Annotated in this window: 1 protein-coding gene and 2 pseudogenes; all 3 read left to right on the top strand. The window is 61.7% G+C overall.

Annotated features, from left to right (window positions below):
* A pseudogene (locus tag EOA29_RS30990) lies at window positions 1–186 on the top strand (WD40 repeat domain-containing protein); the annotation flags it as partial.
* A gap of 83 nt (window positions 187–269) precedes the next feature.
* The gene (locus EOA29_RS30995) at window positions 270–2516 is read left to right on the top strand and encodes a tetratricopeptide repeat protein (RefSeq protein ID WP_126094557.1); all 2247 of its coding nucleotides are present in this window, start codon (window positions 270–272) and stop codon (window positions 2514–2516) included.
* A 228-nt stretch (window positions 2517–2744) separates the two neighbouring features.
* Window positions 2745–3009: pseudogene (locus tag EOA29_RS31000) on the top strand (amidase family protein); the annotation flags it as partial.

The following is a 3009-nucleotide window of genomic DNA, read 5'->3' on the forward strand; positions in this document are numbered from 1 at the left end:
GCCAGGCTATGGAACATGGATACCGGCGCCGAGATCGCCGAGTTCGAGCCCGGCACCGGCCCGATCTACGCGGTCGCCTTCGCCGCCGACGGCACGCTGCTCACCGGCGGCATCGACCGCACCATCCGCGACTGGCCGGCGGCGGGCGGGGATGGGGTGGTGCTGTTCGCGGGGGCGCCGGAATAAAAAGAGACGTCCACAACCGGGGATATTCCAGAACGGCGCGGCTTGCGCTAGTGATTACTTGTGGGTTGCAATGGGTTGGGGCAGTGAGCAATAACGACCGGCCGCTTGAAGCGGATATGACTGTTTTCAGCCCGCCTGCGCGGCGTCGCCGAAGACTCTTTCCAATCATCCTGATATCGCTGACAGCCTTCGTGCTGTTTTGGCCGGCGCGAAACTACTACGTACAATGGTCGGCCATAAGAAAAATGCAAGCTGCCGCCCTAGCCAAGGACTATGACGAAGAGTTCCATCAGTTGTCGTTACTGGCGAACATGGGCAACCGGGATTCGCAGGGCTATCTCGGCACGATGTATTGGCGCGGCCAAGGAACCGCACAGAACGACGAGAGGGCAGTCTTCTGGTGGCGTAAGTCCGCGGACGGTGGAAATGCGGAGGCCGAAGCCGCCCTTAGCCAAGCTTACTCTCTTGGGCGCGGTGTCGCGAGGGAGGACCAGCTCGCCGCCAGCTTGGCGCGAAAGGCGGCGGATAAAGGCAACGCAAATGGTCAGTATCAGCTCGCGGTCCTCTACTCACAGGGCCACGGGCTGAGCAAGAGTGACGAGCAGGCACTCTACTGGTGGCGCAAGGCTGCTGATGCGGGAAGTGTCGAGGCCGCGTACAGTCTTGGCCAAGCTTACTTTTATGGCCTTGGCGTCAAGAAAGACGACAAAATTGGAGCGACATGGAGTCGCAGGGCGGCCGACAACGGGCATGCGGAGGCCGCCTATGTTCTCAGTAAGGCCTACAAGTTCGGCCTCGGTGTCGACAAGAACAGCCAGCTTGCCGCCACCTGGGCGCGCAAGGCTGCGGATCTGGGAAACGCCGACGGCCAGTACATGCTCGGCGTTCTCTACCATCTGGGTGAAGGCCTGACACAGAACGACAGCCTTGCATTTCAATGGTGGATGAAGGCCGCTGCCGATGGTGTCGCGCAGGCGCAATACAATGTCGGCACCGCGTATGCCACTGGAAAGGGCGTCGGCAAGGATGATGCCCAGGCATTCCTTTGGACGAGCAGGGCGGCCAACAAGAGTGACCCCTTAGCACAATCAAGCCTGGGTACGATGTACTGGCTTGGTATGGGCGTGCGGCAGGATGATGTTCAAGCCGTTGCCTGGTGGCGCAAAGCTTCGGAGCAAGGCAACGCCGAAGCACAGTTGTCGCTGGGGAATGCGTACTTGAAGGGCAGGGGCGTTGCCCAGAGCAGCCGGGATGGTGCAGTCTGGTGGCTCAAAGCCGCGGACGCAGGCAACGCGGACGCTCAAGGTCAACTCGGCATTCTGTACCACCAAGGCCTCGGCGTTGCTCGGGACGACCGGTTGGCGGTCAAATGGTGGACGAAGGCCGCGGCCAGCGGCGTTGCGGTGGCACAGTACAGTCTCGCAAACGCGTATCGCACGGGAAATGGCGTTGCCAGGGACGACGCCCAGGCATTCTACTGGATGAACAAGGCAGCGGATCAAGGCACCCCCCGAGCGCAATCCGCGCTCGGCGGGATGTATGCCGTCGGCGCCGGTGTTCCGCAGGACTACGCTCAAGCCGCGATCTGGTGGCGCAAGGGTGCCGAGGCAGGAAATGCCGAAGCCGGCTATAATCTTGGCCGGGCCTATTTGCTCGGCGAAGGAATCGAGCAGGACGACGGGTTGGCCGCCAAATGGACGCAAATGGCCGCCGACGGAGGCAATGCCGACGCCCAGTACCAGCTTGGCATTCTGTACCATGAAGGTCGCGGATTTGCCCTGGATGGCGGATTGGCCTTCCAGTGGTGGATGAAAGCTGCGGTCAACGGGCATGCCGTCGCGCAATACAATATCGGCACGATGTATGGATTGGGACAGGGCGTCAAACAGGACGACGCCCAGGCACTCGCTTGGTTGAGTAAGGCTGCTGAGCAGGGCAACGCGATGGCCGAGGAAGCAGTCGGGAACGCCTATTCCACGGGTACCGGTGTCTCGGAGAGCAAGGCGAATGCAATTGCGTGGTGGCTCAAGGCCGCACGGCAGGGAAATCTAAATTCGAAGCTCAGCCTGGCTTACGCATATGCAAACGGCGTAGGCGTCGCCAGGGACGACAAGGCCGCCGAGACCTGGTGGCTTGAGGCAGCCCAGGCTGGCAATGTCGATGCCGAGTTCAGCCTTGGTACGCTCTACTTTCGGGGGATTGACGGCAAGCCGAACTACCTGGAAGCAACCAAGTGGTTCCTCAAGGCGGCCGAGCACGGCAACGCCCAGGCCAAGACCTATATCGAGCTCATGAAGGAAAACGGTCAGTTCGATAGCAAAACGCTGTGAGCTGAGATGCCTGCAATTGACAACTGGTAAGAGCGGCTGAGCGCGTAATCTCCCTCAAATGGGCCCCGCAACGGGATCATCAGCGTTGGCGGCGCCACCATTCCTGCAACGCCGGCGATTGGCGAAGCCAGCGCGCCAGCCAATCTCCCCCCTTGCGGGGGAGATGCCCGGCAGGGCAGAGGGGGGTGTGACGGAACGCAGCCTCTGCAAAGGAATTCGCCCGCAATCATGCCCACCCTCCACCTCGTCGAAGCCTCGATCGCCGATCTGCGCCGTGCACTGGAGGAAGGCACCGTCACCAGCGTCGAACTGGTCGGCGCGTATCTCAGGCGCATCGCCCATTACGACCGGCACGGCATCGCGCTCAACGCCGTGCCCATCCTCAATCCACAGATGTTCGAGGAGGCGGAGGCTTCCGACCGGCGCTGGCGCCAGGGCAAGACCCTCGGACCGCTCGACGGCATCCCTTACACCGCCAAGGACAGCTACAAGG

It is taken from the genome of Mesorhizobium sp. M1E.F.Ca.ET.063.01.1.1, from assembly GCF_003998155.1.
Lineage (GTDB): Bacteria > Pseudomonadota > Alphaproteobacteria > Rhizobiales > Rhizobiaceae > Mesorhizobium.